General features: G+C 58.6%; 25 protein-coding genes and 1 pseudogene. 16 read left to right on the top strand and 10 right to left on the bottom strand.

The window, feature by feature from the left end; genetic code table 11:
• The first annotated feature begins 46 nt into the window (after positions 1-46).
• A complete protein-coding gene (locus tag J3P85_RS17475; protein WP_434702663.1) occupies positions 47-1,681 on the top strand; it encodes a methyl-accepting chemotaxis protein in 1,635 nt (544 codons plus the stop codon).
• Positions 1,682-1,779: 98 nt separating this feature from the next.
• Here the strand turns inward: J3P85_RS17475 and J3P85_RS17470 are convergent, their stop codons facing one another.
• Entirely contained in the window at positions 1,780-2,946 is a 1,167-nt protein-coding gene (locus tag J3P85_RS17470; protein WP_434702661.1) for a pectate lyase, read from the bottom strand.
• Between the two features lie 299 nt (positions 2,947-3,245).
• Here J3P85_RS17470 and J3P85_RS17465 point away from each other — a divergent pair, with 299 nt between their 5' ends.
• Positions 3,246-3,635 carry a type III secretion system chaperone gene (locus tag J3P85_RS17465; RefSeq protein ID WP_434702660.1) on the top strand — a complete coding sequence of 130 codons (390 nt, stop codon included), beginning with the start codon at positions 3,246-3,248 and terminating at the stop codon, positions 3,633-3,635.
• Positions 3,636-3,678: 43 nt separating this feature from the next.
• Here the strand turns inward: J3P85_RS17465 and J3P85_RS17460 are convergent, their stop codons facing one another.
• Entirely contained in the window at positions 3,679-8,796 is a 5,118-nt protein-coding gene (locus J3P85_RS17460) for an AvrE-family type 3 secretion system effector (protein WP_434702658.1), read from the bottom strand.
• Between the two features lie 218 nt (positions 8,797-9,014).
• Here J3P85_RS17460 and J3P85_RS17455 point away from each other — a divergent pair, with 218 nt between their 5' ends.
• The 14 genes and pseudogenes from J3P85_RS17455 (at position 9,015) to J3P85_RS17390 (ending at position 20,439) form a co-directional block, all read left to right on the top strand.
• Positions 9,015-10,325, top strand: coding sequence for a transglycosylase SLT domain-containing protein (locus J3P85_RS17455; RefSeq protein ID WP_434702656.1), 1,311 nt, complete (start codon positions 9,015-9,017; stop codon positions 10,323-10,325).
• 1,040 nt (positions 10,326-11,365) lie between these two features.
• Positions 11,366-12,304 (top strand): sigma 54-interacting transcriptional regulator, encoded by a 939-nt coding sequence (locus J3P85_RS17450; protein WP_434702655.1) that lies wholly within the window; start codon positions 11,366-11,368, stop codon positions 12,302-12,304.
• Between the two features lie 50 nt (positions 12,305-12,354).
• Positions 12,355-13,263, top strand: coding sequence for a sigma 54-interacting transcriptional regulator (locus J3P85_RS17445; RefSeq protein WP_434702653.1), 909 nt, complete (start codon positions 12,355-12,357; stop codon positions 13,261-13,263).
• A gap of 169 nt (positions 13,264-13,432) precedes the next feature.
• Positions 13,433-13,621, top strand: a pseudogene (locus J3P85_RS17440) (hypothetical protein); the annotation flags it as partial.
• Between the two features lie 58 nt (positions 13,622-13,679).
• The gene (locus tag J3P85_RS17435; RefSeq protein WP_434702652.1) at positions 13,680-14,711 is read left to right on the top strand and encodes a harpin HrpZ family protein; all 1,032 of its coding nucleotides are present in this window, start codon (positions 13,680-13,682) and stop codon (positions 14,709-14,711) included.
• Positions 14,712-14,723: 12 nt separating this feature from the next.
• Positions 14,724-15,098, top strand: a complete 375-nt coding sequence (gene sctI / locus J3P85_RS17430; RefSeq protein WP_434702651.1) for a type III secretion system inner rod subunit SctI — start codon at positions 14,724-14,726, stop codon at positions 15,096-15,098.
• A gap of 9 nt (positions 15,099-15,107) precedes the next feature.
• A complete protein-coding gene (gene sctJ / locus J3P85_RS17425; protein ID WP_434702650.1) occupies positions 15,108-15,914 on the top strand; it encodes a type III secretion system inner membrane ring lipoprotein SctJ in 807 nt (268 codons plus the stop codon).
• The gene (locus tag J3P85_RS17420) at positions 15,911-16,441 is read left to right on the top strand and encodes a type III secretion protein (RefSeq protein ID WP_434702648.1); all 531 of its coding nucleotides are present in this window, start codon (positions 15,911-15,913) and stop codon (positions 16,439-16,441) included. The genes sctJ and J3P85_RS17420 overlap by 4 nt, the downstream gene beginning before the upstream one ends.
• Positions 16,442-16,474: 33 nt before the next feature.
• Positions 16,475-17,056, top strand: coding sequence for a type III secretion system stator protein SctL (gene sctL, locus J3P85_RS17415; protein ID WP_434702647.1), 582 nt, complete (start codon positions 16,475-16,477; stop codon positions 17,054-17,056).
• An 80-nt stretch (positions 17,057-17,136) separates the two neighbouring features.
• Entirely contained in the window at positions 17,137-17,361 is a 225-nt protein-coding gene (locus J3P85_RS17410) for a type III secretion protein (RefSeq protein WP_434702646.1), read from the top strand.
• The gene (locus J3P85_RS17405; RefSeq protein WP_434702644.1) at positions 17,348-17,776 is read left to right on the top strand and encodes a type III secretion protein; all 429 of its coding nucleotides are present in this window, start codon (positions 17,348-17,350) and stop codon (positions 17,774-17,776) included. Before J3P85_RS17410 ends, J3P85_RS17405 begins: the two co-directional genes overlap by 14 nt.
• A 1-nt stretch (position 17,777) precedes the next feature.
• A complete protein-coding gene (sctC, locus tag J3P85_RS17400) occupies positions 17,778-19,877 on the top strand; it encodes a type III secretion system outer membrane ring subunit SctC (protein WP_434702642.1) in 2,100 nt (699 codons plus the stop codon).
• Positions 19,874-20,077 (top strand): HrpT family type III secretion system protein, encoded by a 204-nt coding sequence (hrpT, locus tag J3P85_RS17395; RefSeq protein ID WP_434702641.1) that lies wholly within the window; start codon positions 19,874-19,876, stop codon positions 20,075-20,077. Before sctC ends, hrpT begins: the two co-directional genes overlap by 4 nt.
• A 2-nt stretch (positions 20,078-20,079) precedes the next feature.
• Complete coding sequence (locus J3P85_RS17390; protein ID WP_434702639.1) at positions 20,080-20,439, top strand: type III secretion protein HrpV; 360 nt, start codon at positions 20,080-20,082, stop codon at positions 20,437-20,439.
• A gap of 193 nt (positions 20,440-20,632) precedes the next feature.
• Here J3P85_RS17390 and sctU read toward each other — a convergent pair whose 3' ends face one another.
• The 8 genes from sctU to J3P85_RS17350 are packed head-to-tail and all read right to left on the bottom strand — an operon-like array spanning position 20,633 to position 25,530.
• Complete coding sequence (gene sctU / locus J3P85_RS17385) at positions 20,633-21,712, bottom strand: type III secretion system export apparatus subunit SctU (RefSeq protein ID WP_434702638.1); 1,080 nt, start codon at positions 21,710-21,712, stop codon at positions 20,633-20,635.
• Complete coding sequence (gene sctT, locus J3P85_RS17380; RefSeq protein WP_434702636.1) at positions 21,709-22,503, bottom strand: type III secretion system export apparatus subunit SctT; 795 nt, start codon at positions 22,501-22,503, stop codon at positions 21,709-21,711. The genes sctU and sctT overlap by 4 nt, the downstream gene beginning before the upstream one ends.
• Complete coding sequence (gene sctS, locus J3P85_RS17375; protein ID WP_434702634.1) at positions 22,504-22,770, bottom strand: type III secretion system export apparatus subunit SctS; 267 nt, start codon at positions 22,768-22,770, stop codon at positions 22,504-22,506. It lies immediately after the preceding gene.
• Between the two features lie 7 nt (positions 22,771-22,777).
• On the bottom strand, positions 22,778-23,431 hold the full coding sequence (sctR, locus tag J3P85_RS17370) for a type III secretion system export apparatus subunit SctR (protein ID WP_434702632.1): 654 nt from the start codon (positions 23,429-23,431) through the stop codon (positions 22,778-22,780).
• Positions 23,428-23,817, bottom strand: coding sequence for a FliM/FliN family flagellar motor switch protein (locus J3P85_RS17365; protein WP_434702630.1), 390 nt, complete (start codon positions 23,815-23,817; stop codon positions 23,428-23,430). Before J3P85_RS17365 ends, sctR begins: the two co-directional genes overlap by 4 nt.
• The gene (locus J3P85_RS17360) at positions 23,807-24,523 is read right to left on the bottom strand and encodes a type III secretion system protein (RefSeq protein WP_434702629.1); all 717 of its coding nucleotides are present in this window, start codon (positions 24,521-24,523) and stop codon (positions 23,807-23,809) included. The genes J3P85_RS17365 and J3P85_RS17360 overlap by 11 nt, the downstream gene beginning before the upstream one ends.
• Positions 24,520-25,077: a type III secretion system HrpP C-terminal domain-containing protein gene (locus tag J3P85_RS17355; RefSeq protein ID WP_434702627.1), complete on the bottom strand. Its 558-nt coding sequence runs from the start codon at positions 25,075-25,077 to the stop codon at positions 24,520-24,522. Before J3P85_RS17355 ends, J3P85_RS17360 begins: the two co-directional genes overlap by 4 nt.
• 6 nt (positions 25,078-25,083) lie before the next feature.
• A complete protein-coding gene (locus J3P85_RS17350) occupies positions 25,084-25,530 on the bottom strand; it encodes a type III secretion protein (protein ID WP_434702625.1) in 447 nt (148 codons plus the stop codon).

Here is a 25,530-nt window from a genome sequence, read left to right as displayed (position 1 = left end):
CGATAGCGGGGTTGCATGGCTTGATGAATCATAAAGTCAGAACCCCATGATGAAACTCAATGTCAGCACCCGGCTAGGTTTTGGTTTCGCGTTTATCTTGGCGCTGTCGACCGCGCTAACGTGGCTAGCGACCTCTCAAGTAACCTATATCAAAAACACCCTTTCCGGTATCAACGACGTCAATAACGTCAAAGCCCGCTATGCGATTAACTTTCGCGGCAGTGTGCATGACCGAGCGATTGTGTTGCGCGATACATTGCTGATCGCAAACGACGCAGAGATACCACCAGAGCTGGCAAAGATAAAAAAGCTCTCGGAAGACTATGCTGCCTCGGCTGAAAAGCTCGATCAAATGTTCGCCAGTCGCAATGACATTACCTCTGAAGAGCGCAATGCACTGGCGAAGATCAAGGCCATTGAGGCGAAAACCCTGCCCCTGATCGAGCGCGTGGTGGAAATGCGCCTGAATGACCAGGGTGCCCAGGCCCTTGGGCTGTTGCTGACTCAAGCCCGTCCTGCGTTCGTGGAATGGTTGTATCTGATCAACCAATTGATCGATCTCGAAGAGGGCATGAGCAAACAGGCCGCCAGTCAAGCTTATGCGGTGGCCAGCGAATTCAGTCTTGTCATGTGGGGGGCGACCATTGCGCTCATCGTCTTGGGAGGCGGTGTGGCTTGGGTGTTGGCTCGCAGCTTCTTGAAACCGCTGGCCCGTGCGCTGGCAATGGCCGAGTCGGTCGCGGTGGGTAATCTTACCTCCACACAGGACATTGAAGGGTCGGACGAGCCGGCTCGTTTGCTCAAGGCCTTGGAGCGTATGCAGCAGAGCCTGCGTAACACGATCAACAGCATTTATGTGTCCGCCGACCATCTGTCGCATACCTCCGAAGATATGAAAACCCTTTCCGAGCAAAGCTCGGCGGGCTTGAACCGGCAGAACCAGGAAATCGAGCAGGCTGCCAGTGCGGTGACGCAAATGAGCGCAGCGGTGGAAGAAGTTGCCCGTAATGCACTCTTGGCCTCGCAGGCTTCAGGCACCGCCAGCAGCTCTTCGAAACAGGGCCGGGAGATGGTGGTAGCGACCGTCAACGCGATTCAGCAAATGATCGAAGAAGTACAAAAGACGTCGACTCAGGTCGGCGAGCTCGCCCGAAAGAGCCAGGATATCGAAAGGGTCCTGGAAGTCATCCGCTCCATCGCCGAGCAGACCAATCTGCTGGCTTTGAACGCTGCCATCGAAGCGGCTCGCGCGGGTGATGCGGGCCGCGGTTTTGCGGTGGTTGCCGACGAGGTGCGGGGCCTGGCTTATCGCACCCAGCAATCGACCTTGGAAATCGAAGAGATGGTCGCGGGGATCCGTGGCGATATTGAAGATTCCGTGCTGCTGATGAAAGGCTGCACGCTAAAAGCCGACGGTACGCTCGACGTTGCTCGTTCAGCAGGCGGGGCATTGGATGAAATTACCCTTGCCGTGGAGCAAATATTGGAACGCAATCACACCATTGCCAGTGCGATGCAGCAGCAAGCGGTGGTGGCTCGAGAGGTGGACCACAATTTGCTAAACATCAGAGACTTTTCCGTCGGGTCCCGGGAGGTCGCAGCCAAGGCATTCACCACCACTAACGAACTCAACCAAGTGGTCAGCGACTTGCGTGAAACGATGAAGAGCTTTGTTCTCTAGGTTTCTTACGCGCAGGGAGCGCTGTCGTCTCGTCGAAACTCCAAACGCGCGCGTCTAGAAAACCGCCGCCCGAGAATTGGCGGCGGTTTTTCAGGGCGCTAGCGCTCCGTGTGCTGGGTCGAGGCCTTGGTTTTGTCATAGTGATGCTGGACGTCGGTCAGGCGGATGTTGCTGGTGGTCAGTTTCAGGTTTTCGCTGTCGCTTTTGACAAAGGCAAATTTTCCGTGCTCGGCCTGCACGTTATTGAGCTCGAGTTCCATTTTGTCGAACTGCTTGCCGCCATTGGTGCGCATGAGTGTGCCGAAGTCGCTGGCCTGGAAATTATCGAGCTTGACGTGGGCATTGGCGTTGAGTTGGAAGATCTTGTCATTGGCCCCTTTGGCGCTGCTGTTGGTGATGTTCAGGTTGGTGACATCTGCACCACCCTCAGGCTTCACGGTGAGAGCATCTTCACCGACGTCCGTCCAGTGCACATTATCGACAGTGACCGGCTTTTCGTTGGCGGCGCGGACATGGATGCCATCCGCTTCGTTGTCACCCAGAATGACATTTTTCAGCGTTGCGCCTTCGGCCAGTTCGAACAAGGGCTTCTGGTCTTCGCTCTGGTCGCCATTGCCCAACTTGGAGCCGGCCGTGAAGGTCTGGTTGTGACCATCGAAAGTCTCGCCCGGGCCTACCTTGATGGTTTCATTCACAACCTTGGCACCGTTGGATGCCGTGGGGAACCTCGTCGGATCTGAAAGGGTGCCGGTATCCGCAGCGGTGTTGTGCTTGGCATTGGCCAGCGGCGTGGTGGCAGGCGGCGTTACGCCGTCGCTGTCGCGGTCACTGCCTGTTCCATTGTCTCTACTTGTTGCGTCGTACGTCGTGTCGGTGTTCCCGCTGTCGGCCAGTTGCGTTCCGAGCCCGTTGTTCTGATGCGAGTCCTGACCCTCGGTTTGCTCCTGGTTCGGGTTCTTATCCGCAGACTTCATGAGCATCTGCAGCAGAGCGATGATGAGCGCGCTGAGCAACTGAATCAGGTTGGACTGATTGTCACCCAAACGGCTCTTGTCTCCCGGCGGCTGTAGGGTGTTATCGGGCGGCCCGAAATTGATCTCTTTTTGTTTGTCGCTGCCGAACAGCAGTGCGCCGGGACTTACTGCTTGCTGAGTGGTTTGCTCGCCAAGTGCATGGCCGCTATAGGGACGGCTACCGTCCAACGCTGAAAAATCCAGGTTGGATGGGGTGTGCTGAATCGGTCGTTGGGTAATGCCGATGCTCATGGTGCTTTACCTCGTTGGATGACAGGACGTCGCGCCAGTTCCTAGGTTTCCCTACGGGCTGGACGCGGAATCGCTTTCGTTCGAAGACGAAATCAAGGGATGGGTTTGACGTTGTTCGAAGTGAGTGGCAACGGGAGCCGATGGGTTCCCGATTCCGCGTCCCAGATATTGCTGCTGCACTGGGGACGGATTGCTGGCGTTGCGGCCCCACCGCAGGATTTGTCGTCGGAACCGATGCTGTCCTGCGACCACCAAGTGCATGGCGAACCTAGGCTTTTTCCTGTTGAAGGACTACGACGATGAGAACCCCAGCACCTGATTTCACCCGTTTCCTGACTGCTCTGGGCGCACAGCTCGGCACTTCATTGTCCCTGCAGAACGGCGTGTGTGCCTTGTATGACAGCCAAGAAAATGAGGCTGCTGTGATCGAGTTGCCCGAGCACAGCGAGATGGTGATCCTTCATTGCAAGGTAGGCCGCTGTCCGGAGCGACCTGCCGACTTGCAGCGCCTGTTGAGCCTGAATTTTGATGTCGCACGTTTGCATGGCTGCTGGTTCGCCATTGACCAAGGGGATGTGCGCCTGTGTGCCCAGCGTGAGTTGTTGTCCCTCGATGAACCTGGATTCTGTAACACTGCTCGAGGTTTTATCGCCCAGGCACGCGAAGCTCGGACGTTTTTGCAGGCTTGAAGCGAGAAAGCGCCGCCTTGCACCGGCGCTTTCCCCTGGACTGTCAGGTCTTGAGTTCAAACCCCTCCTGTTTCAATAGCTCAGCCGCATTCTTAAGTGGCTCTGACGGCCGTGACAGCTCACCGTCAAAGCTATAGCCAATGGGCGTGTCCTGGTCTTCACCGTAAATGAAATTGATACGCCCGAGCGTTTTGGTGACGCTCAGCGTCGCCCCGCTGTTATAGCTGACCAGCGGCGTTGGAGACGTGAAGGGCTCTGCCTGGGTGACCGAATGGAAAACCGTCAGCCGCATGATCCGCATGTTTTTGCGATTTTCCAATTGGGTCGCGAGTTGGCCCTGGGTCATCGTGCCGTTGCGGCTCCCCTCATCAATTTCGTCGATCAGTGAGTCCTTCGGCTCCAGACGGACGCGGGCAAGCGTACCTTCACTCGCTTGCATTTCCTTGAGCATGGCCTTGAGTTTCGGATCCCGGTTCATCAGGTCGGCGACCTTCGAGGCATTACCGGGAGCGCTCAGGTTGCTTACCGAGCTGATGATTTTGGTGATCATGCTCGGCTGATCCAGGCCCGAGAGATCGGTTTTGCTCGTCTCAAAGCGAGCGTTGCTCAATACGCTGTGGTTGTTGGTCGATGCCTCCTGTCGCGCCGTTGCACGTTTCAGCTCCCGCAGGGCCTTGTATTGCGCATCGTTCTGCGAAGACTTACCGGCAAACAGCTCGTTAAGACCATCAAGCTGCGCCTGAATCGCTTCCTCAGGGCTCTTGCCGGTGTAGCGTGCATTGAGTGGGTCGGCCAATTCAGCCAGGCTGGTTTTCATGGCATTGTCCTTGAAGGCGTCCGCCAGTTTGGTCGACAGTTTTTCGAGGGTTTTCGAGGTCATCGGCGTCGCGACCTCATAGCGGAACTTGACCCGTTTGGTGGTTCTTGCCTCCACGGTCACCGATGCGGCCACGCCCAGGTTGTTGGTGGCCGATTGCGTGCCTGGCGTGGGCGCCGGTCCGGAGGCAGGGGTTATCGTCGGGTCGGTGTGGGTGCCGCCAAGCTGTCCGCGCAGCCCTCCACCGAGGGCCAGGCTGTTGAACAAGCGTGGGCGATTCTTCCCGCCCTCGCGCAATTGGACCTTGTCATTCTTCTGCTCCAGGGAATAATCGGTGTAGGTCAATAGATTGACCGTGACATTCGCGGCGATTCCCAGGCGCGCCACTGCCGAGAGTGGCTTGCTGTCGTTCTCGGACAGGCCGAAACCGACGCGCAGTTCGGCGCTACCGCCTGCGGTGATATCGAAGTTGAACCGCCGGGCTTCGTACGTTTCGTGGTCCACTGCTTTTTTCAGGACGTCCAGTGGATTGAGCTTTCCTTCGAACAGGTCGTCGACGAATTCGTCGATGTTTTCATCGGGAACGCTGAAGACCACCCCGGCGCGTTGGCTAGCCGCCGCGGTGGCGGTCACGTCCACCCCCAGGCGAAAGTTTGGCCTCATCGTGCGGTTGTTACCGATGTCGACACTGCGAGCCGGATCGTTCTCGTCGAAAAAGCCCGGCCAGAAATCCTTGCCACCGCCGGTGCCCGCGCTGATATTACCCGCAGCCTCGTTTATCAGGTAAAGGGTGATGCCAGCATCGCTACGTTCGGCATTGAGGATGTAGTTGCGGTTGCCAGTGGCGCCAGCGGTCAGCCAAGGCCCCATTGCTTTATCGGCGAAGGTGGTGAACGGGCTGGTGAGGTTCAGCCCATAGCTGCGTTGCAAGGCGATTTCATCGTCGCCATGTTCCAATTGCTTGAGAATGCCTTTGAACTTGTCAGCGAGTTCTGCCTGGTTCTTGCTGCCGGTCGCGGCCCGCATGTTGACGCTGACGGCATGGTCGGGTTTTTTGAACGACTTCAGGAATGTCTTGACCGCATCATAGGCACTTTCCAAAGCGGCATTATCGGTGAAGCCCATGTCGGTGACTTCTTTGACCGGGTTCTCCCCGTAGGTGGTATCGCGTAGCGTGGCCAGTTTCTGTTGTAGCGCGTCCATGTCGCTCTGCGGCGTGAGCATTTCGACCTGGTCCAGAAGCGAACCAAGGCTTTTCAAGGTCACCAGGTCCAGGGCCATGCGCGCTTTGCTCAAGCCATGATCGTCGCCGGCATCGCGACGTTGCCCCAAGGGAATATCGGCTTTTTGATGACTGAGTTTCAGGCCGTGGTCCTTGAGCGTGCCTAGCAATTGCGCGGTGCGATTTTGCTCCGAAGGGGCGATCTGGGTTAGCGCGTCCTGCAGCTCCTTGACCAAGTCATGACCGGAGCTTTTAAGGTTGAGGCGGGTGCCGAGGTCAGCGAGTTTTGTGCCGAATTGAGTGCGTATCGACGGCTTCGCCAGTTCGCCGTGCATATTGAGCAAACCGTCGCGCTGACGCATGTTCTTATATTGACCATAGCCCTGACCGATGGACATCAGTGCCGTGTAGCTGTGCTTTTCCAACTCGTCGCGAAAAGCCTCCAATTCCTTGATCAGTGTGGCGCCCGCGGGCCCCAGTTCCAGCCGGGCGATGCGTGCCTTGAGGTCGTTGCCCGGGAGCGGGGGCCTTCCTCCGGTTTCATGAATCAGCTCCAGTTGCTTGAACAGGATCGACTGGCTGTCATATACGTCTTTCAGGCCGTCCCGGCCGTGATAACGGTGTTGAATATAGTTGCCGACATTCTTTGTCCAGCGGGGCATTTCCAACGTGTTCTTGTACACGTTGGCGCGAATGAATTCACTTTTGCTGGCCCGGTTGCCTTTTTCCATGCCGCCACGCCCTAGTACATTGACATCGACTCTGGCGGTCAGCCCGGTGCCTGGAATACGCGCGGTCTTATGCGTTCGCTTGATTTGGGCGTACGTATCGTTCAGGCCATTCTCTTCAACGGGCCGCGGCGTGAACGGCTGCCACTGGCCGCCCTTGAGCTGCATCGGCACGGGCTCCTCTTCACCCTCAACCTGGGCGCTGAGCACATTGTTATCGTTGCTGTAGAGCGCACTGACCGGTTGCCCCCCTGGCGTGGGCACAGGTGTCCACCTGGCTCGGAGATGGTCAGCCAGATTCACCGCCTGCCAATCCTCCTTGGAGAGGCGGAAAAGCTCGCCGGTGCTGGTGAGTGCGTGCAGGTTATGCTTCTCGTCCAGCGACAGCGTCTTGATATCACCTTGCAGCCCGGGAAATTCCAGCGTGATGGGCTTGCCGTCCTTGCTGTGAGCGGTCAGGCAATGGGTGTCGTCGAGTGCGACGAATTGTGTGTCGCTGACCATGGCGAAGGCCGTGATCACCCGGTCTTCGAGCCCTTCGATTTCTTTGCCCATGGCGACCTTGGTCGAACGCGGCGTTTGAGCCAGCGCTGTGTTGGGGCTGAACGCGACGCTGGGGTGTTCGGGGGTTACATCAAGTTTGAGGAGCTTGCCGCCCTTGAGCACATAGGCGTTGCTGTCGGCCCCGCGTTGCAGGCGATCGATGTCCTTGATTCCTGCGTCCTTCCAGCACTGAGCAGTGGCTTCCCAGCGCTGGACGCGTCCGGCGCTGAGGCCTACCAATCCTGACCTGTCCAGGTTGAGCCGGTCAGCTGCCGGGGGCGTTGCAGGCACCGTCAGCCCCCGTACATTCTCCAGAACCAGCGCGCTGCTCAGATTCCAGCCGCTTTCCAGGCGGGAGCCCTGTTCATCGAGCGCGTGGGAGTGAGTTTCACCCTGACGATTCTTGACCAACGCATGGACACGCCCATCGTCACCGCTGATGAACCCGCTGACGCTGTGATGGCCGCCCATCGCCTGGTCGGCCAACCGATAATCTGCCTGTTCGGGCGTGAGCTGCAGCACGGGTTCGTCGTTCTCAAAGGCGCTGCGGTCTGCGCTGTAGAGCCGGCCCTGGGTGTCAGCGACAAATAACCGGTCGGCGCTCAGGCCAACGGCAGCCGCCTGGGCTTGACCGCCGTCGAGTTCCAGGGTTTTTGTTGTTGCCTTGCGCGGCCCATCGATTCCAGCGCGCATATCAGCCAGTAGGATCACCTGGGGTTGATCGCCGCTAAGCAGCGCAGCTGTACTGTCTGATGCAATCGAAAATGACTTGAGACCAGTGACCTCAATGTGTGGCATCAATGGGCTGGAGAGATCGACGACGACATCATCACTTTTGGCGTAGATCGAGCCGTTCCCGCCCGTTGCGAGACTGTTGAAGGCGAGGACTTCGGTGCCTTCAGGCGCCTTCCAACGGGCGGCCATCGGATCAAACTGATACAGCCGGTCTTCATGCACACGCAGGCGTTCGCCATCGTGCTGATGATGCACGCCGGTGAGATGGGCGATGTGTGCCTTGCCTGGCAATTCCTGGGTCTGACTGCCGTCCGAAGTATTGACGTGGACCTGGTTGGCTTCGCGTTGCAGGCTTACGGCCTGTGGGCCGTTACCAGTGACCTCGAGTGTTTCCTTGCTGCTGCGGATTAACGCCAGGGCACTGTCGTCATGCGTCAGATGTAACAAGTGTCCATTCTGCTCCAGCAATTGATGCCCTTGAACGCCTTGCTGACTCTGATGGGCCAGATAAGTTTGTCCTGGCTTGGCGAGGACATTACTCAGCAAGGGCGCCAGGCCAGAGGTGCTGAACGTGGAGAAATCCGCCTTTCCATGGGCATCGAGCGCGATAGCGCCCTGCGGTTGTGCATGGCTCGCTAGGGTGTCTGGCGTCAGGTCGAAACGTCCGCCACCGCTGCGCTGCAACACAGGCCCTGCCGGTGGCGGGAGGGGAGGCGATTGATTGGATTGTTCTACCGCGCCCCCAGAGCCGCCGGCCACGTTCGGATCGGGACGCAGCAGTGACTGGCGCGTGCCATCGGCACCTTGCAGCCGGCTCTGGGGTGAGCGCGCCATGCGCGCTGCCTGCGTTGCAACCTGTTCATTCGACAGCGGGCGAGGGGGCTGGGTGTTTCTCGGCTCGCGCGGCTGGACAGGTTTTTGCCGAGGATGTGTGATTTTCTGGAACAGCTTGCCGGCGTTTTTCAGCATTCGTTTTCCCACGCCGCTCAGAGAGTGGGAGGAGCCTTGGGTCGGTTGTTCGGTTCGTTGTAGCAGACCTGAGTGAGGGCGTGAGCCTTCTAGTGGCTCTGGTTGAACGATATTACTGGTGGTGCGGTTGACTGTTGGTGCCGGCATTTCGTATCTCCCCGTCCATGTCATGGTCTGACATCAGCTTCGGTTGCGTTCTGGAAAGCTCCCTTTGTCGTTGAGTGGTGCGCAACGCTGACAGGTTCCGTGCAGCGATAAGTACATCAGCTGTCTGCGAAGCGTGGGGGCTACCGGGAACGCCTTCTTTAAGGGAACCGGAACGGCACGCACGCCACGTAGGGGGACACCACTTGGACATCCTGCCAATGCCAACCGCCACCGCTAACGCCCCGAACCCACGCTCGCTTGCCCGTTCGATTCAAATTGCTATCTTGGCGTTGGGATCCCTGTGTGCAGGCTGCCAGACAGTTGAATATTCGCAGCCTCGCCTGGAGCGCACGCCGCGCCTGGCGGCTGGCCTGGCTTATAAGCCGGATGGCTCATTGAATGCGGAGCCTGAGGCCTTGTTCAGCGACTTGCCGCGCTACAACGGCGAAGATGTCTGGCTGCGGATCGCCCAGCGAAGCGGGTTGGCGCAGGGGCAGAGCATCAATAAGCGGATCGCCGGCCAGCGTGACTGGCTGCTAAGCCATCCAGGTTTTATGCACGAAGCCAGCCGCAGTGCCGGCCCTTACCTGCATTACATTGTCGAGCGTCTGGATGAGCGCCAGCTGCCGCTGGAGCTGGCGCTGTTACCGATGATCGAAAGCTCCTACAACCCGACGGCTTATTCCCCGCGCGCGGCGGCGGGGCTGTGGCAGTTCGTTCCCGCTACAGGGCGCGATTTCAATTTGCACCAGAGCGCCACGTACGACGCACGTCGCGATGTAGTCGCCTCGAGCAAGGCGGCGATGGATTACCTCACACGCCTGCATGATCAATTCAACAATGACTGGCTATTGGCACTGGCGGCCTACAACGCTGGCGAGGGCACCGTCGGGCGGGCCATCGAAGCCAATCGCCGGCGCGGCTTGCCGGTCGACTATTGGCACCTGACATTGCCCAGGGAAACCGAGGACTACGTGCCTCGGTTGCTGGCGCTGTCTCTGATCGTCCGAAGCCCTGAAATTTACGGTGTACAGCTCAATCCGGTGGCCAATGCGCCTTACTTCGACGTGGTTGAACTTAACCACGCCGTGGACCTTGACCAGCTCGCGAGCATGGCAGGGGTCGGCAATAGCCAGTTGTTGAAGCTGAACTCGGCTTTTTTGCGCAAAAAGACCCTGGATGGGCCGAGCCGATTGCTGATACCACGGGCTCAGAGTCAGGCGGTGAAGGCGGGCATTGAGCGACTCACCGGCGGCTTTGCGGTAACCCCCGTTGTTTTTAAGCGCAACGAAAGTCCAGTGGCTGAGCGCCGGCCAGTGCGCCCGACATTGAAGTCAGCCAAGGTGGTCGAGCCTGCGCTGCCAGTCCCTGTGGTCGACAGCTCAACCCTGTCTCAGACGGCACAAGCGACACAGCCGATCGAAGACCGTTCGTCGCCACGCAGACGTGAATTCACTGAGTATCACGTAGAGGACGAGAGGATGATCAGCCCGCGAGTGGTGGTTTACGCCAGTGACCCGCGCCAATAAAAATCTGATTTTCGCCCTTTCTTAGTGCGCTTTTCGCGCCTGCCATCCAGATGCGGCTTTTGTGACGGGCTCCACTGGCCGCGTGCGATCGGGTTTTTTTGCCCGGGAGCTGATCACCGCAGATTTTTTTTGAACGAAAAGCTTTTGAACTTTCCTCGGTTTTTGTGAGCGGATTTTTACTACATATTTAGTAATACTATTTTTTTGCGAATGACCCACGCCAGAATATTACAGCGCGTATCCGCGATGCCCAAAACCTCCCGCTACGAAAATTGATCCGATTGTCGGGGTCAGCTGATTCCTCGGATCCAATATTTTCAATGTCGTCAGAGGACTCCCGGGACCATTCGGATTCCCGACTCCGTGATGGCGCAAAGCTATCGTCGGCTCGGCCCCCAAAAACCGGAACACCTTAGGTGCTTAAAGCAAGTATCTCGGTTTTCGTTCGGAAAACCGAATGCTCTATCGTCCTTCATTTTCCGTATTTAACTTTTGATGGGAAGTTGGAGAGTTTTTATCTGGCATGATTATTTGAGTTAAAGTTTTGGCTAGTAAAGCATCCACACTCAAGGGCTATCGAGTTATGCCGCTTATATGTTGTCGGGTTGAAGTGACGGCGGGCGAGGGCCGGCAGTATCTTGAACTTTTCAGTGCTATTTTTCAATTAACTCGGCCTTTATTGGAGTGTGATGTAGCTCACGTTATGTGCGGGCGTTGTTGATTGAGCCTGAGCCCTGTGTTAGCTGGAGCGCCGAGTGCGAACTCTTCTCAGGAGTGCTCCGGAGCCTGCGGGGGTAGGGGGAATCCTACTCTTTGCCGATGTGGGCAGAAGTGCTTGACTGGACCGAGATAACGTTTATTTAATTACCTGTCTTGAAGATCTCTCAGGCCTTGGAGCGTTCATCGGCAAATGATATTGCGCTGGGTTTTTATAGGAGAGTCCAAGATTTTGCTTGTTGGTCCAGGGAACTAAATTTGTATATTTCTGCCTTGTAAGGCGTGCGATTAATATTCGCCTACATCCACAGAGAGAGTGTTCGATGGGCACCAAAAACGATGTCACTGGTTACGAGGGTTGGGGCAGTACCGCATTTTTACCCAGTCATAAAATTGAAATAAATGATGCTTTTCTGGACATGGATCTGTTGTTGTGCGGAGAGACGGGCTCCGGTAAGGACACGTTGGCCAGCCATCTCCATGAGCGGTCCAGCAGGTCCGGGCCATTTGTAGGCATGAACTGCGCCGCGATTCCAGAACAGCTCGCCGAAAGCCAGCTGTTTGGCGTGGTCAATGGGGCGTTTACCGGCGTTTGTCGCTCCCGCAAGGGCTACATCGAAGCGTCCGCAGGGGGCACGTTGTACCTGGACGAGATCGACAGCATGCCGTTGAGCTTGCAGGCAAAGTTGTTGCGTGTCCTGGAAACGCGGGGTGTTGAACGCCTCGGCTCCACGACCTTCATTCCCGTGGATCTACGGATCATTGCATCGGCCCAACGGCCGCTGGATAAACTGGTGGAACAAGGGCTTTTCCGTCGCGACCTGTTTTTTCGGCTTAACGTGCTGACGATCCACTTGCCGGCCTTGCGTAAGCGCCGCGAACAGATCCTGCCATTGTTCGACCAGTTCACCCAAAGCATCGCCGCAGATTTTGGTCGTCCCGCTCCCATTCTCGATAGCGCTCGGGTGCAACTTTTGCTCAGCCATGATTGGTCGGGCAACATTCGTGAACTTAAATCGGCCGCCAAGCGGTTTGTGTTGGGGCTTCCATTGCTGGACGCGGAGGCGGTAGCAGTCCGCAGCCCGGCACCCGATTTGCGCGCTCAGTTGCGCATGATCGAGAAAACGCTCATCCAGGATGCGCTGAAGCGGCACCGGCAAAATGTGGCTGCTGTGGTTCAAGAGTTGGAGATCCCCAGGCGCACCCTCTATCACCGCATGAAGGAGCTGGGGGTCGAGGCGCAGCTCACTGCTTGGGCTTGAAACTGCAACGCTGCTGTATTCGCGCAAACCTGATGGGCTAGAGGTCGTGGATGAGTCTTGATGATGGGTTCGAAGAAGATTTTGCCGAAGAATGCATTCCCAATCTGGATATCGTCGCCGAAAGTATTTCACAGCTGGGTATCGATGTGCTGTTGTGCGGGGAGACCGGCACGGGCAAAGACACGATCGCGCAACGCATCCACGTGATGTCAGGCCGCAAGGGGCCGCTGGTGGCGATGAACTGCGCGGCGATCCCCGAGTCATTGGCCGAGAGCGAGTTATTTGGTGTGGCCAGCGGCGCCTACACCGGGGCGGATCGTTCGCGGGTCGGTTATATCGAGGCGGCACAAGGCGGGATCCTGTACCTGGATGAAATCGACAGCATGCCGCTCAGCCTGCAGGCCAAGTTGCTACGCGTATTGGAAACCCGTGCGGTTGAGCGGCTGGGCTCAACGTCAACCATCAAGCTCGATATCCGGGTAATAGCCTCGGCACAACGTTCGCTGGGCGATGCGGTGGAGCAGGGGCACTTTCGCCGCGATCTGTACTTCCGCTTGAACGTGCTGACCCTCAAACTTGCGCCGCTGCGTATGCAGCGTGAGCGCATCGTGCCGTTGTTCAACCGTTTTGCTGCCGCAGTCGCCAACGATCTTGACTTGCTGTCGCCCCATGTCACCTCTCTGTTGCAACAGCAACTGCAGGCACACGACTGGCCCGGCAATATCCGTGAGCTCAAGGCTGCGGCGAAGCGATTCGTGCTCGGCTTTCCTGTGCTGAATGCCGGGCCGGTCGAAGAAGAAAACCCGGCCGGTGGGCTCAAGTCACAGCTGCGAGTGATCGAAAAAGCCTTGATTCAGCAATCGCTCAAGCGCCATCAAAACTGTGTCGATGCGGTCAGCACCGAACTGGGCATGCCACGCCGTACGCTCTACCGGCGCATCAAGGAACTGCGCATCTGATTTTTTTGCGCAGGGGCTGGAACCGATCCGCCGCTCGTTGCCACCTAGTCAGTACCAAGCAATCACGCTGGTGCATACCAAGGGGTAATTTACGATGTCTAGAGTTAATGGCAACGGCGGTGGTCAACAGTACAACCTGCCTCCGAGCTCCAGCAACAACAACCAGGCTCTCGATGCACAGACAAAAGCCAGTAAGGAACAGGATGCCAACCAGGCAAAACTGATCGCGTTGCAGTCGGCGGAAACCATCAAGAAGCAGACCCTGGACGTGTACAACGCCATTCAGTCGGGCAAGGACGATTCTTCCAACAAGAAGATCAGTGCCACGGCCCAGAGCGCGAAAGGCGTTAGTTACTAATTCTTTCTGATTGCCCCCCCTCGTCAGAGGGGGGGTGCTACTTGAGGATGGACGTTCCATGCACAGTCCCAACAGCGTTAATTCACTGCAAGGCTCGGCGTTGGTGCTCGTCTTGCCGCTCGACAACAGCGCGACCGCTGGCTCAAGCAAGTCCAGCAAGGCGCTACAGGATGTGATCGCCCAGTTGGTCAAGGCGCTGACGAAAGACGGCCAGTTGGACGAAAGTTCGCCCCTGGGCAAAATGCTCGCCAAGGTCATGGCCGCCCTGGGCAAGCACGGGAGTGGCGCCGAAAATATCGCGGCAGCGCTCGACAAACTGATTCACCAGAAACTGGGGGATAATTTCGGCGCTGGCGCAGACATGGTGTCCGGTGACGGCGGTTCGGGTGCCGGGCAGTCCGATTTGATGGCAAAGGTGTTGAACGGCCTCGGTAAAGCCTTGCTGGATGATCTGTTGACCAAGCTGGGCGACGGTGCAAAGTTCTCCCGGGACGACCTGCCGATACTGGCGAAGGTCGCGCAGTTCATGGATGACAACAAGGCTCAGTTCCCACGCCCGGACTCGGGCTCGTGGATGAAGGAACTCAAGGAAGACAACTTTCTGGACGCCGATGAAACCGCGAAATTCCGTTCGGCCCTTGACCTCATCAGTCAGCAGTTCGGCCAGCGACAGAATGATGCGAGCCCCGTTGACGGTGGTCTTGGCAGCCTTGTAGGCAACACTGAAAATTCGCCCGTTTCGCTGGGGGATTCTGACCTCGATACCCAACCCGTTTCCAACCTCAATGGCAACGGTGACGCCAACGAAGGTATCGCTCAGGCCTTGGGCGAACTGGTGGAGCGTGGCGTGCAGTCGCTGTTGTCTGGCGGAGGTTTGGGTACGCCGCTCAATAACTCGCCGCAGCTGCAGGCCACCACCCCGGGTGGCGATACATCGAAGCTCGATCTGGGACGGCTATTGGGTGGGTTGGTCGAAAAGGGCTTGGAAGTCTCCCTGAAAGGCAATGACGTGCAAGACAGTGCAGCGCAAGCCGCGGCCCAGATAATCAACGTATTGCTGCAAGGCAACAATAAACAGTCAGTGGCCTGACGGAGAACGCATGTGAGCATTTCCCACGTTACTCACCTGAAAAACATTTCGCCGGAGCTTGGGCAGGATGTGCAACAAGCGCTCGTCTCCGAGCCGGTCCAGGCAGATGTCGATCTGTTCAACGCGGCGGTACGTCCGGATAGCTCACAGGCGGGTTCCCATCTGTCCGATCAGGTAGCCGGGGCATTGTCCGAACGCCTCGGCGATACCGAAAAGCTTTCGCAGCAGGCGCTGCGAGCGGTGAAGAAAGTCGCTGGTACTGAAGACAGTGCGGACATTCTCCAGATGGGCCGTGCGCTGTCGCAATGTTCGTTGCAAATGGCGTTAACGACCAAGGTCGTGAGCAAGAGTGCCCAGGCGCTCGATAAGCTGACCAATCTGCAGTAGAGGTTTTCCGTGAGATTCTTGAGCGCAGGACTGCTGCTGTTGTGCATGCTGTTGCTCGGCGGCTGCAGCGACGAAACTGATCTGTTCACCGGCTTGTCCGAGCAGGATGCCAACGAGATCGTTGCTCGCCTGGCGGATCAGCACATAGATGCGCGAAAACGCTTGGAAAAAACCGGGGTGGTGATCACTGTCGCCACACGGGAAATGAATCGTGCCGTGCGTGTGCTGGACGCTGCGGGCTTGCCTCGGCGTTCGCGTACCAGTTTGGGGGAGATCTTCAAGAAAGAAGGCGTGATCTCGACGCCTCTCGAGGAGCGGGCCCGTTATATCTACGCCTTGTCCCAGGAGCTTGAAGCGACCCTGTCGCAGATCGACGGCGTGATCGTGGCCCGGGTGCATGTGGTGTTGCCTGAGCGTGTCGCACCGGGTGAGCCGATTCAACCTGCCTCCGCCGCGGTCTTTATCAAATATTCCGCCGCGCTCGATCCTGATAGCGTACGCGGGCGTATTCAGCAGATGGTCGCGAGCAGTATTCCGGGGATGTCCGGACAGTCTGTCGACGCCAAGAAGTTTGCCATCGTCTTTGTGCCCGCCGCGGAGTTCCAGGAAACCACCCAGTGGGCCAGCTTTGGCCCGTTCAAGATTGACAGTGCGAACCTGGCGTTCTGGGACCTGATGCTCTGGCTGATACCCGCGGGCGCGGTGTTTTTTCTGCTGATCGTCGCACTGCTGTTGCGCGGTGACTGGCGTGCCGCCTTGTTGAGTCGAATAGGGCTCGCTCGCCGCAATCATTCGAACCTACCGGCCCGCGCATGACGAGCCTGACCGCTGAGGATCAATGGGTCCGTTGGTGGTGCAACCCCTGGGACTGGGCCCACCCGGGCTGGCAGAGCCGGTTTGCCGATTCGGTGGGCTTATCGACCCGTGCCTGCGAAGCGCTCATGGCCAGCCGCCACGGGGCGTTTCTGCAAAGCCTCGGCATCGATCCCAGCCAACCACCGATGGCCCCCGAGCCGGTGTTGCGTTGGCTCCAACTATCGACGTCACAGCGCGATCGGGCGTTGGCGCTGGCGCAGTGCATCTGTTTTGCCCAGATAGAACGTGACGGGATCGATGGGCAGTGGTGTTGGGCGGTGACCAGGGCGCTGCGCCCCGGCACCTGGCTGGACCCCGAAAGTGACGATGTTCGGCCTTTGCTTGGCTCCTGGCTCGGGGCCGCGTGCTGGTCGCGATTGCGCCTGGCATGGGCGCCCGGTGACGTAGCCGAGCGCCCGGCGCAGGCCCCTGAAAACAAACTCCAGACGTTGTGGCAGGCCATCCTTTGGCGCGTCATGTCGAGCTGAGCCCCTTTTTCCCCCGCGCGCCAGGAGTTGTCCATGCTCGCTAAACGCAGTATTGCTCTGACGGACGCAGCGGTGTTGCCTGAGCCGATTTTACGCCATGAAGACATCGCGGGCAGCCTGCGTGCGTGCGAGGTTCTCGTTGATGCGCGCCGACAAGCGCAGCAGATCTTGGTGCGTCAGCAAGAACAGAGTGACCGCCTTCATGCCCAGGCATTGGCCGGTTTCTGGGAAACGGCCAACGCTTTTCTCGCAGAACTGAAGGTCCAGCGAGACGCATTCGAGCAACAAGCAATGGACGCTTTGGAAACGTTGCTGAACGAGGCGTTGCGGCATTTGCTCGACGACACAACCCTGGCGGAGCGAACGCGGGCACTGGTAAAAAATCTGGCCGCCAGCCAGCCCGATAAAACCGTCGCGACGCTCAGCGTTCACCCGGATATGGTTGATCCCCTGGCCGAGTGGCTGGCGCAGAGCCGGTTTTCCGAGCATTGGCAGTTGCGCGGCGATGCAGCCATGGCGCTGGGCACTCTGCGCCTGAGCGACGCCAACGGCGCGTTCGACATTGACTGGGCAAGCCTTCGCGACGGATTGCTGAATGTTGATCGAGCCGATTGAAGACTACTTGAGCGGGCTTTGGAACCGCTTGGCCGTTTGCTCCACTCAAGGGATGAACCCTTCAGCAGGAGTACCGGTGAGTGATCAACTTCAAGAGCTTGCAAAACCACCTCGACCACTCGATGAGTCGCGCCCAGTCCGACATGGATGATGCGGCGATGGACGCCTCGGAGAGTGGTTCCGTCGAAGACCTGCAGGCGTTCAACGATGCCCAGCGGGAAACTGATGTCGCCAGCATCGCCGTCAATGAAACCCTGCGAGCCAAGCACGGCATCACCAAAGCGATCATCGATGGAATTCAGTGACTTCGCCGACATCCTCGACCAGTGGTTCAAGCAGCTTGCGCCGACGCCGCTGGACTGCTGGATCGATGACGCCAACGCACGGCTGGCGTTGATCGGCGGTGGGGTGTGCTGCAGCATCGATTTACTCGATCCCTATGATGCCTGCGACCCACAAAGGATCGGAGCCTTGCTCAGCCAAGGTGGCGCCAGTCTGGCGTGTTCCTGTGAGGGCGCGCTGGCCATCGATCCGCAAACCCGCTGTGTAGTTCTGGTCAGCTGGCTGCCGGCCCCGTGCAACGTCGATCATTTGCTGGACCGTCTGGAAAGCCTGGCCAACCAGCGTGCGGCCATGCTCAGCCTGATGCACGTTGCCATCCACAATCAGGCGCCATTGTCCGGCCGCACCAACCTCAATCACCGGCAATCAGGAGTGTGAAATGCGCAAGGCCTTAATGTGGTTGCCTCTATTGTGGATCGGAGTGACCCCCGCCACTTGGGCAGCCATTCCCGAATCCTGGAAACATACGGCCTATGCCTATGACGCCCGCGAGACTGAACTGGCGACCGCGTTGGCGGACTTTGCCAAGGAGTTTGGCTTGGGGCTGGACATGAGCCCTATCGCCGGCAAACTCGATGGCCGCATCCGCAGCGAGAACCCCGAGGGCTTCCTGGAGCGGCTGGGCCAGGAATACCATTTCCAGTGGTTCGTTTATAACGACACGCTGTACATCAGCCCGTCCAGCGAGCATACCTCTGCGCGTATCGAGGTCTCATCCGACGCGGTGGATGACCTGCAAACCGCCTTGACCGATGTGGGCCTGCTGGATAAGCGTTTCGGCTGGGGCGCATTGCCGGACGAAGGCGTTGTGCTGGTTCGTGGTCCGGCCAAATATGTCGAGTTGGTGCGTGACTACAGCAAGAAAGTCGAGCCGCCGGAAAAGGCCGACAAACAGGACATCGTGGTGCTGCCCCTGAGGTATGCCAACGCAGCGGATCGCACCATCCGCTACCGCGATCAGGAACTGACAGTGGCCGGAGTCGCCAGCATTCTCCAGGACCTGTTGGAAAGCCGCTCGCGAGGCAACGACATCAGCAGTGTCAAGCTGCTGTCGGGGCCCGTTGGCAACAGCGGTTCGAGCGTCGGCGCGCAGGGCTCCGTAGGACTGCCTTACAACATCGGCTCCGGCGGGTTGGACACCGGCATCCTGCAACAAGGCCTCGACAGGGTCCTGAGCTACGGCAGTCGCAAACCTGGCAAGGGCAAGGAAGGTGGCCGTGCGAGCATTCGTGTCAGTGCCGATATACGCAACAATGCCGTGCTGATTTATGACTTGCCTGAGCGCAAGGCCGTGTACGAGACACTGGTCAAGCAGTTGGATGTCCCGCGCAATCTGATCGAAATCGATGCCGTTATCCTGGACATCGATCGCAATGAATTAGCCGAGTTGTCCAGCCGCTGGAATTTCAATGCGGGCAGTTTCAGTGGCGGCGCCAATCTGTTCGACGCCGGGACCAGTTCGACGTTATTCGTTCAGAACGCCAGCAAGTTTTCGGCGGAACTGCATGCCTTGGAGGGGAATGGGTCAGCATCGGTCATCGGTAATCCATCGATCCTCACGCTTGAGAACCAACCCGCGGTGATCGATTTGAGTCGCACGGAGTACCTCACCGCCACGTCTGAGCGGGCTGCCACTATCCTACCCATCACCGCCGGTACGAGCTTGCAAGTGATCCCGCGCTCGCTGGACCACGAGGGCAAGCCTCAGGTACAGATGATCGTCGACATCGAGGACGGTCAGATCGATGTATCGACCATCAATGACGCGCAGCCGAGTGTGCGCAGGGGCAACGTCAGCACTCAAGCGGTGATCGCCGAGCATGGCTCACTGGTGATTGGGGGCTTCCATGGACTTGAGGCCAATGACCGGCTCCACAAGATTCCCTTGCTGGGCGACATTCCCTACATCGGCAAGTTGCTGTTCCAGTCTCGCAATCGTGAGTTGAGCCAGCGCGAGCGGCTGTTCATCCTGACGCCGCGATTGATTGGCGATCAAGTCAACCCGGCGCGCTACGTGGAGAATGGCAATCCCCACGACATCGATGACCAGATGAAAAAAATCAAGGAGCGACGCGACGGAGGAGAGCTGCCGACCCGCGGCGACATCCAGAGAGTCTTTACCCAGATGGTCGACGGTGTCGCTCCCGTGGGTATGCGCACCGGCGAAACCTTGCCATTTGAAACCGACAGCCTGTGTGACCCGGGCGAAGGCCTGACGCTAGACCATCACCGTTCGCAGTGGTTCGTGCAGAAAGACTGGGGCGTTGCGGTGACCGTGGCACGCAACAATACCGACAAGCCGGTACGTATCGACGAAAGCCGATGCGGCGGTCGCTGGGTCATCGGCGTTTCCGCCTGGCCTCATGCCTGGCTGCAACCGGGCGAGGAAAGCGAGGTGTACATCGCCATGCGCCTGCCACAGATCTCAAAAATGGCCAAAGAGAGCCGACCGTCGCTGCTCCGGGGAGTGAAACCATGAAGACCGCCAGTGTTGCCCTCCTGTTCGTGCTGTTGGCTGCCCTGACCGGGTGCGCCACGCATGGTTGCTCCGGGTACGCCTGCAAGCGTCCGGACTCCAATGACCGCGAGCTGGTCATCTGGTGGCCAGCGGATATGCGCGAAGGCTTGCAGGAAAGTGACAAGGATCGCGATTACACCGTCGTGCAATTGAAGGATTAGAAATGATCGAGGTCACGGAAAAAGCGGCTTTCTACGCACGGGTGGCCGCCCGGCGCATGGCGGTCTGGCCGGTAGCGAAAGGGGTCGTGTTTGCCAGTCGCTGTGAACATCATGACTGGGGCATCGCGCTCCACATTGGAGGTCGTGCCCTACGCCCCGAGCAACTGAATGATGCGCTGCAACGGCGGTTCACCCAGGCCGAGCAATTCAATCATTACTACCTGTTCCTCGATGTCCGTAACGATTTGGTCGTGTGGCATGCGGTGAGTGACGCAGCCGCCACCGTCGCAAGCCTGGATGAGATCCGGGGCCATGCCTTGCAGCTGGCAGGGTTGGATCACCTGGGCGAATCCACCCACTGACCACAGCCATGTTGGCTAACCACCGAACGCGTGGCTTCACGTTAATGCAAGTCAGTTAAACCGTGGGAGCAAAGCTTGCTCGCGATAGCGGTGGAACAGCCAGTGCAGTTGTCGATTGACTTGCCCCATCGCGAGCAAGCTTTGCGCCCACGGATTTTGCACCTTTTGATCGTTGATTGACCGGCATAAGGCTTCACGGTGTGTCGTCGATGCGAATCACTTCGTCGGTGACTTCATCGAGCTGGCGGACCATCTTGTAGATATGAGCGACAGCCAGCAGTGTGGGCCGGGGGATGTATTTGCCAGGCTTGACCTTGTACAGGGTGCGTGCGAGCCAGATGTTCTGTACCACCGGGATCCCGGCTTGTTTGGCGCGTGCGATCAGCGCCAGTGCGTCTTCGTCTTCGCCTTTGCAATGAATCCTGGGCAGTGGTGTTTCCCCTGGGCGGTAGTAAAGAGCCACTGCGTAGTGGGTCGGATTGACCAGCAGCATGTCCGCTTCCTCCACCGGCTTTGGCGCCGCGCTGGGTTCCTGGTTGAGGATTTCATGGGCCAGGTGCCGACGATGGCCTTTCACGTGGGGATCGCCTTCGGACTGTTTGTATTCCTTCTTGATGTCTTCATGACTCATGCGCAGTTTCTTGGCGTGGAAGTACTTCTGCATGGCGAAGTCGATCATGGCGATCGCCAACAGCAGGCCCAGGGTTACCCGCAAAATGTGCCGAAACAGCTCCACCAGCGCATGCAAATACGTCGTCAGATCGCTGTTGGCCAGCAGGACTAGGGTTCCCAACGCAGGTTTGACCAGTGCATACATCGTTGCGCCGATGGCGGTGGCCTTGAGTACGCTGAGCAGCAGGTTGGTGATGTTTTGTCCCGAAAACATCTGCTTGGCGTGGGAGAAGGGGTTGATCTTGTTGATGTCGACTTTCAATGCTTTTGGCGCGAACAGAAAACCGATCTGGACCCAGGTGCCGAGCAGGCGCATCAGCATGGCCAGGCCGACGCTGCACAGCGTGAAATAAAGCAGCATGGCGAGGCCTTCGCTGGCGATCACCTCGACCGCCGATGTGAACGGGGAGCCGATACTTTTAAACGAAAGCGCCAGCAATGCCTGCAGGCGATCGATGCTTTCATCGGCCAGGCTGAAGGTGATTTCGCTGACGGCCACCAACGTCATCAGTTTCCCCAAGTCCTGACTTTGACCGACCTGGCCTTTTTCCCGGGCGTCACGTAACTGTTTGGGGGTGGCTTTTTCGGTTTTTTCGCTCACGGCACCTGCACCAGAAGGCTGAGCAGCGACTTCAGATCGGCCAGTTCCGCCAGTTGGCCGTTGCCCAGCTCCAGTAGCGTGGGCAAGTAAATCAACAGGAACGCCAAGCCGGCCATGCTCTTGGCCGGCATGGCCAACACCGAGACATTGAGCTGTTGCGCATACAATCCGATGATCGCCAGTGCTGCCTCGATCAATAGCAACAGGCCAATGAAGGGCGCGGCATATTGCAGCATATGGTGCAGGGTCTGGCTCAGTTGATCGAGAAACACATCCAATCCGTCCACTGTCATCCCCGGTAGCCAGGCCGTGGGCGGCCAGACCTCATAGCTGTCCCAGATGACCTGGGTGATCAGCGACAGGCCACCGGATAGAATCACCAGCATGATCAGGGTTTCCTGGAACAACTCACCCAATGGGGTCGCGTCCGGCCCCAGGGTCGGGTTCATCTGGCCGCCGCTGAGTGCGCCGCGCTGGCTGTCGAGCAGGGCGCCGACCGAGGCGAACATCCAGAACGGGGCATACAGCAGCAGCCCCAACAACGTACCGAGTACGGCTTCCTTGAGCAGTAGGCCGCCAATGGCCAGCCAATTCTCGTCGAGCGAGCTCAAGGCGCGGCTGATGCCCGGCGCCGGGATCATGGCGACGACCGCCACCACGGCATAACGCATCGGACCCTTCAGGTATTTGAAACAGAACGCCGGCACCAGCAGCATGCAGGGCAGCAAGCGCGCCATCGCCAGGCCCATGCCCAGCATCAGCTCGAAGGCGTCCTGCGCATTGAAGGGCATTTAGTGGGCGACTCCAGATTGTGCAATCAGATCAAAGGACATGTTGATGAACTGGATCAGCTCGACACCGATCCAGCGGCCGGTCATGGCCAGGGTCAGCCCGACCGCCCCCAGTTTGATACCAAATGGCAGGGTCTGATCCTGGATCTGCATCAGCGCCTGCAACAGCGAGGTGACCACGCCGACCAGCACCGCAACGCCGAGCGGCGGGGCGGTCAGGATGACCACCAGGAACATGCCTTGCTTGAACAACGCCAACGCTTCCATGGCTGCCTCACATGTACGAATAAAACAGGCTGTCGAGCAGGCGCGACCAACCCGAGACCAGCACGAACAACAACAGCTTGAGGGGCAGTGACAGGGTCATGGGCGAAACCATCTGCATGCCCAGGGCCAGCAACAGGTTGGAAACGATCAGGTCAATGACGATGAACGGGATGTAGATCAGAAAGCCGATCTCGAAACCGGCTTGCAGCTCCGACAGCACAAATGCAGGAATGGCCAGCAACAAGTCATTTTTGCTCGCTTGATCGGCCATTTCCTTGGGCCACATGCGCTGGGTGTTGTCGAGCAGATGGTTGATGACATCGGGATCGGTGTTACGTGTCATAAAGCGTTGCAGCGGCTCGATCACGGTTCTGACACTGGCCTGGAGCTTGTCGGTGTCGCCCAGTTCCAGCGGATGAGCCTGCACCCGTTGCTGGATTTCGTGGGCCACCGGGGCCATGACGAACATCGTGGCAGCCAGGGCGATGCCATACAACGCCATGTTTGGCGGGACCTGTTGGACACCAATGGCGTTGCGGGTGATCAGCAGGGTCATGGCGATCTTCAGAAACGCGGTACAGACGATCAACAGGAACGGAATCAGCGACAACGCTCCAAGAAACAGCGCCAGTAGGACCGGATTTATGCCCTCCATGATCATGATGGGGTCGCCAGCCGGGTGATCTGCAGGCCAAGCCGGCCATCGACATTGACCAGTTCGCCCTCCGCCACCACGTGCTCGCCGTGGCACAACGTGGCGTGGCCGGGCGCGATACCACTGACTTCGACGATGGTTCCGGTGCTCAACCTTTGCAGTTCGCCGAGGGTCAGCTTGAGTTCTCCGCAGCGCAGGGTCAGGTCCAGTGCCAGCGATTGAAGTCCAGGCGCGTCAATCCGTTCCGGCTGCTCGTGAGATGCGTAATGGTCATGCTCCTCGAACGGCTCGGACAGCGGCGGGACAATGTCCGCCTCATCGGTTTCGTCTGGCGCAACGTCATAGTCGTCGAGGGTTTCGACCTCGTCATGATAGAGATCTTCAGTGCTCATCGAGCGGGGGCTCCTCGTGATTTAGCTGCAAGAAAAGTTGCTGCGCCCGGTCGGTGGCCTGTACCGCCCAGCGTCGTCCAGCGAGGGCGAGATGACCTTGGCCGTGGCTGTCGAACTGGCAACGGGCGGGCAATACCACGTCACCCGGGCGCAATGAACTCAGTTGTTCCAAGGTCAATACCAACTCGCCAATCACCAGTGGCGTGGTCACTTGCAATGCTGGGTCCAGCGGTTGCTGGCGGGCTTGCCAGGGGGCTGAGCGCAACAGCCGAAGCAGGGTGTCGGGCGTCGTATGCAAATGGGCGTGGAGGGTCTGGCCGGCGCGGCGAACCTGGAGACGGCAGCCGACAGTCGCTGTCGCCGGGTTGTCGAGCAGCGGCTCAACCGGCGCGAGCAAGGCGGCGATGGCCGGGCTCAAGCGCTGATTGAAAAACTGCCAGTACCAGGCTTGGTGCTCGCCCGTCAGGGTCAACGGTGCATCGCCGAGCAGGCTCAGCAGTGCCTCGGCATCAGTGAGGCACAACGCACCGACTGCGCTGTTGAACCAAACGCCGGCGGCGGGGATGGCGGTCTCGGTCAGTGGTGGTAAAAGCGTCAGTTCGGCGTCCTGGTCCCGGGTGCGCAAACCCAGGCGTTGGCCCGCGCCAAACTCACGGCTGACTCGGCCCTGGAGCGCATTGACCTGGCGTAGCTTCAGCGTGTTCATGTCTCAAGGTCTTCGTGCAGGTCCAGTTCGACGTCCAGGCCCAACGCTTGCGAGAGTGAGTCCCGGCAGGCGCCAACATGTCCTTGCAGGCGCTTGAGCACGTCGCGGCGAGCAAAGCCGAGCTGGACGTTCCAGCGATTATCGATTTTGTGGGAGTGAACCCGCACGCAGCCGAGGTTGGGCATCATCAGGGTGAAACTGAGCGGACCTTCCGGCTGATCCGGCAGGCTTCGCGCCAACTCGTCGATCAATTGGCTTGGCACCTGCTCGGCTCGCACTGGGAACGTGACGCCGCCACCACCGGCGAAGCCTTGCTGGTCAGGCTCGGCGCCCACTGACAGCACCAGCAGTTGCGAAAAAAACAGGCCGTCGGTGCTCATTGGCATGTCCGGCGACTGTTTGTTCAAGGTTGTTCGATTGACGTGTGCATCGCTGCGGCCTAGGGAGCCAAGGACGGGCCGTTTTCCGCTCGAAGGGGGCGTCGATAACTCTGTGGGTGCAGGGTGCGGCGGCGCGGTCGGCGACTTTTGCGCCGGCTTGATCGGTGGAGTCATCGGCTTTTAACCTTCTTCACTGAGGGTCTCGCTCAGGCAGGAGAGTTTCTCGACTGCCCGTTGAAAAGCCTTGGCTTGCAGGCGTTTGCGTTCAAGCAAGGCCTGTTGCTCGGCGATCTGCAATTGCTGTTGCTGCACGTCCTGGCGGATCAAGGCGAGGCGGTCGAGCATGTTCTTCTCTTTCTCGTGCCAACGATCTACGTCCTTCAGACTGATGGTTTTTTCCAGATGAGCCGCCGACAGGCTTTGACGGCGCTGCCGATGGTTGTCGCGCTCCTGACTCAATACCAGCCTGGTTTCTGATAAGTGGTCGAGCATTGAATTCAGTTCCACCTGGGCCTGGCGTTGCGCCCGTTCGGCGCTGGCCTGGCGGTGTTGGCGCAGAGGGGTGATCAGGCTGATCACCTGTTCCAGGGCGACCCGCTGCGGATCTTCTTCCAGGGCTTCTTCCAC

The sequence above is a fragment of the Pseudomonas sp. Z1-12 genome, assembly GCF_051132015.1.
GTDB lineage: Bacteria > Pseudomonadota > Gammaproteobacteria > Pseudomonadales > Pseudomonadaceae > Aquipseudomonas > Aquipseudomonas zanjanensis.
Note: the sequence above shows the minus strand (reverse complement) of the source record. Positions and strands in the feature narration are given on the sequence as shown.

Bases quoted from the DNA above. Each gene is read 5' to 3' on its own strand.
- hrpT (WP_434702641.1), top strand. From the start codon at position 19,874: ATGAAGACCGCCAGTGTTGCCCTCCTGTTCGTGCTGTTGGCTGCCCTG.
- sctR (WP_434702632.1), bottom strand. From the start codon at position 23,431: ATGATCATGGAGGGCATAAATCCGGTCCTACTGGCGCTGTTTCTTGGA.
- J3P85_RS17420 (WP_434702648.1), top strand. From the start codon at position 15,911: ATGACGAGCCTGACCGCTGAGGATCAATGGGTCCGTTGGTGGTGCAAC.
- J3P85_RS17390 (WP_434702639.1), top strand. From the start codon at position 20,080: ATGATCGAGGTCACGGAAAAAGCGGCTTTCTACGCACGGGTGGCCGCC.
- sctL (WP_434702647.1), top strand. From the start codon at position 16,475: ATGCTCGCTAAACGCAGTATTGCTCTGACGGACGCAGCGGTGTTGCCT.
- sctS (WP_434702634.1), bottom strand. From the start codon at position 22,770: ATGGAAGCGTTGGCGTTGTTCAAGCAAGGCATGTTCCTGGTGGTCATC.
- J3P85_RS17355 (WP_434702627.1), bottom strand. From the start codon at position 25,077: ATGACTCCACCGATCAAGCCGGCGCAAAAGTCGCCGACCGCGCCGCCG.
- J3P85_RS17475 (WP_434702663.1), top strand. From the start codon at position 47: ATGATGAAACTCAATGTCAGCACCCGGCTAGGTTTTGGTTTCGCGTTT.
- J3P85_RS17445 (WP_434702653.1), top strand. From the start codon at position 12,355: ATGAGTCTTGATGATGGGTTCGAAGAAGATTTTGCCGAAGAATGCATT.
- J3P85_RS17365 (WP_434702630.1), bottom strand. From the start codon at position 23,817: ATGAGCACTGAAGATCTCTATCATGACGAGGTCGAAACCCTCGACGAC.
- J3P85_RS17465 (WP_434702660.1), top strand. From the start codon at position 3,246: ATGAGAACCCCAGCACCTGATTTCACCCGTTTCCTGACTGCTCTGGGC.
- J3P85_RS17405 (WP_434702644.1), top strand. From the start codon at position 17,348: ATGGAATTCAGTGACTTCGCCGACATCCTCGACCAGTGGTTCAAGCAG.
- J3P85_RS17450 (WP_434702655.1), top strand. From the start codon at position 11,366: ATGGGCACCAAAAACGATGTCACTGGTTACGAGGGTTGGGGCAGTACC.
- J3P85_RS17470 (WP_434702661.1), bottom strand. From the start codon at position 2,946: ATGAGCATCGGCATTACCCAACGACCGATTCAGCACACCCCATCCAAC.
- J3P85_RS17360 (WP_434702629.1), bottom strand. From the start codon at position 24,523: ATGAACACGCTGAAGCTACGCCAGGTCAATGCGCTCCAGGGCCGAGTC.
- sctC (WP_434702642.1), top strand. From the start codon at position 17,778: ATGCGCAAGGCCTTAATGTGGTTGCCTCTATTGTGGATCGGAGTGACC.
- J3P85_RS17435 (WP_434702652.1), top strand. From the start codon at position 13,680: ATGCACAGTCCCAACAGCGTTAATTCACTGCAAGGCTCGGCGTTGGTG.
- sctT (WP_434702636.1), bottom strand. From the start codon at position 22,503: ATGCCCTTCAATGCGCAGGACGCCTTCGAGCTGATGCTGGGCATGGGC.
- J3P85_RS17460 (WP_434702658.1), bottom strand. From the start codon at position 8,796: ATGCCGGCACCAACAGTCAACCGCACCACCAGTAATATCGTTCAACCA.
- J3P85_RS17455 (WP_434702656.1), top strand. From the start codon at position 9,015: ATGCCAACCGCCACCGCTAACGCCCCGAACCCACGCTCGCTTGCCCGT.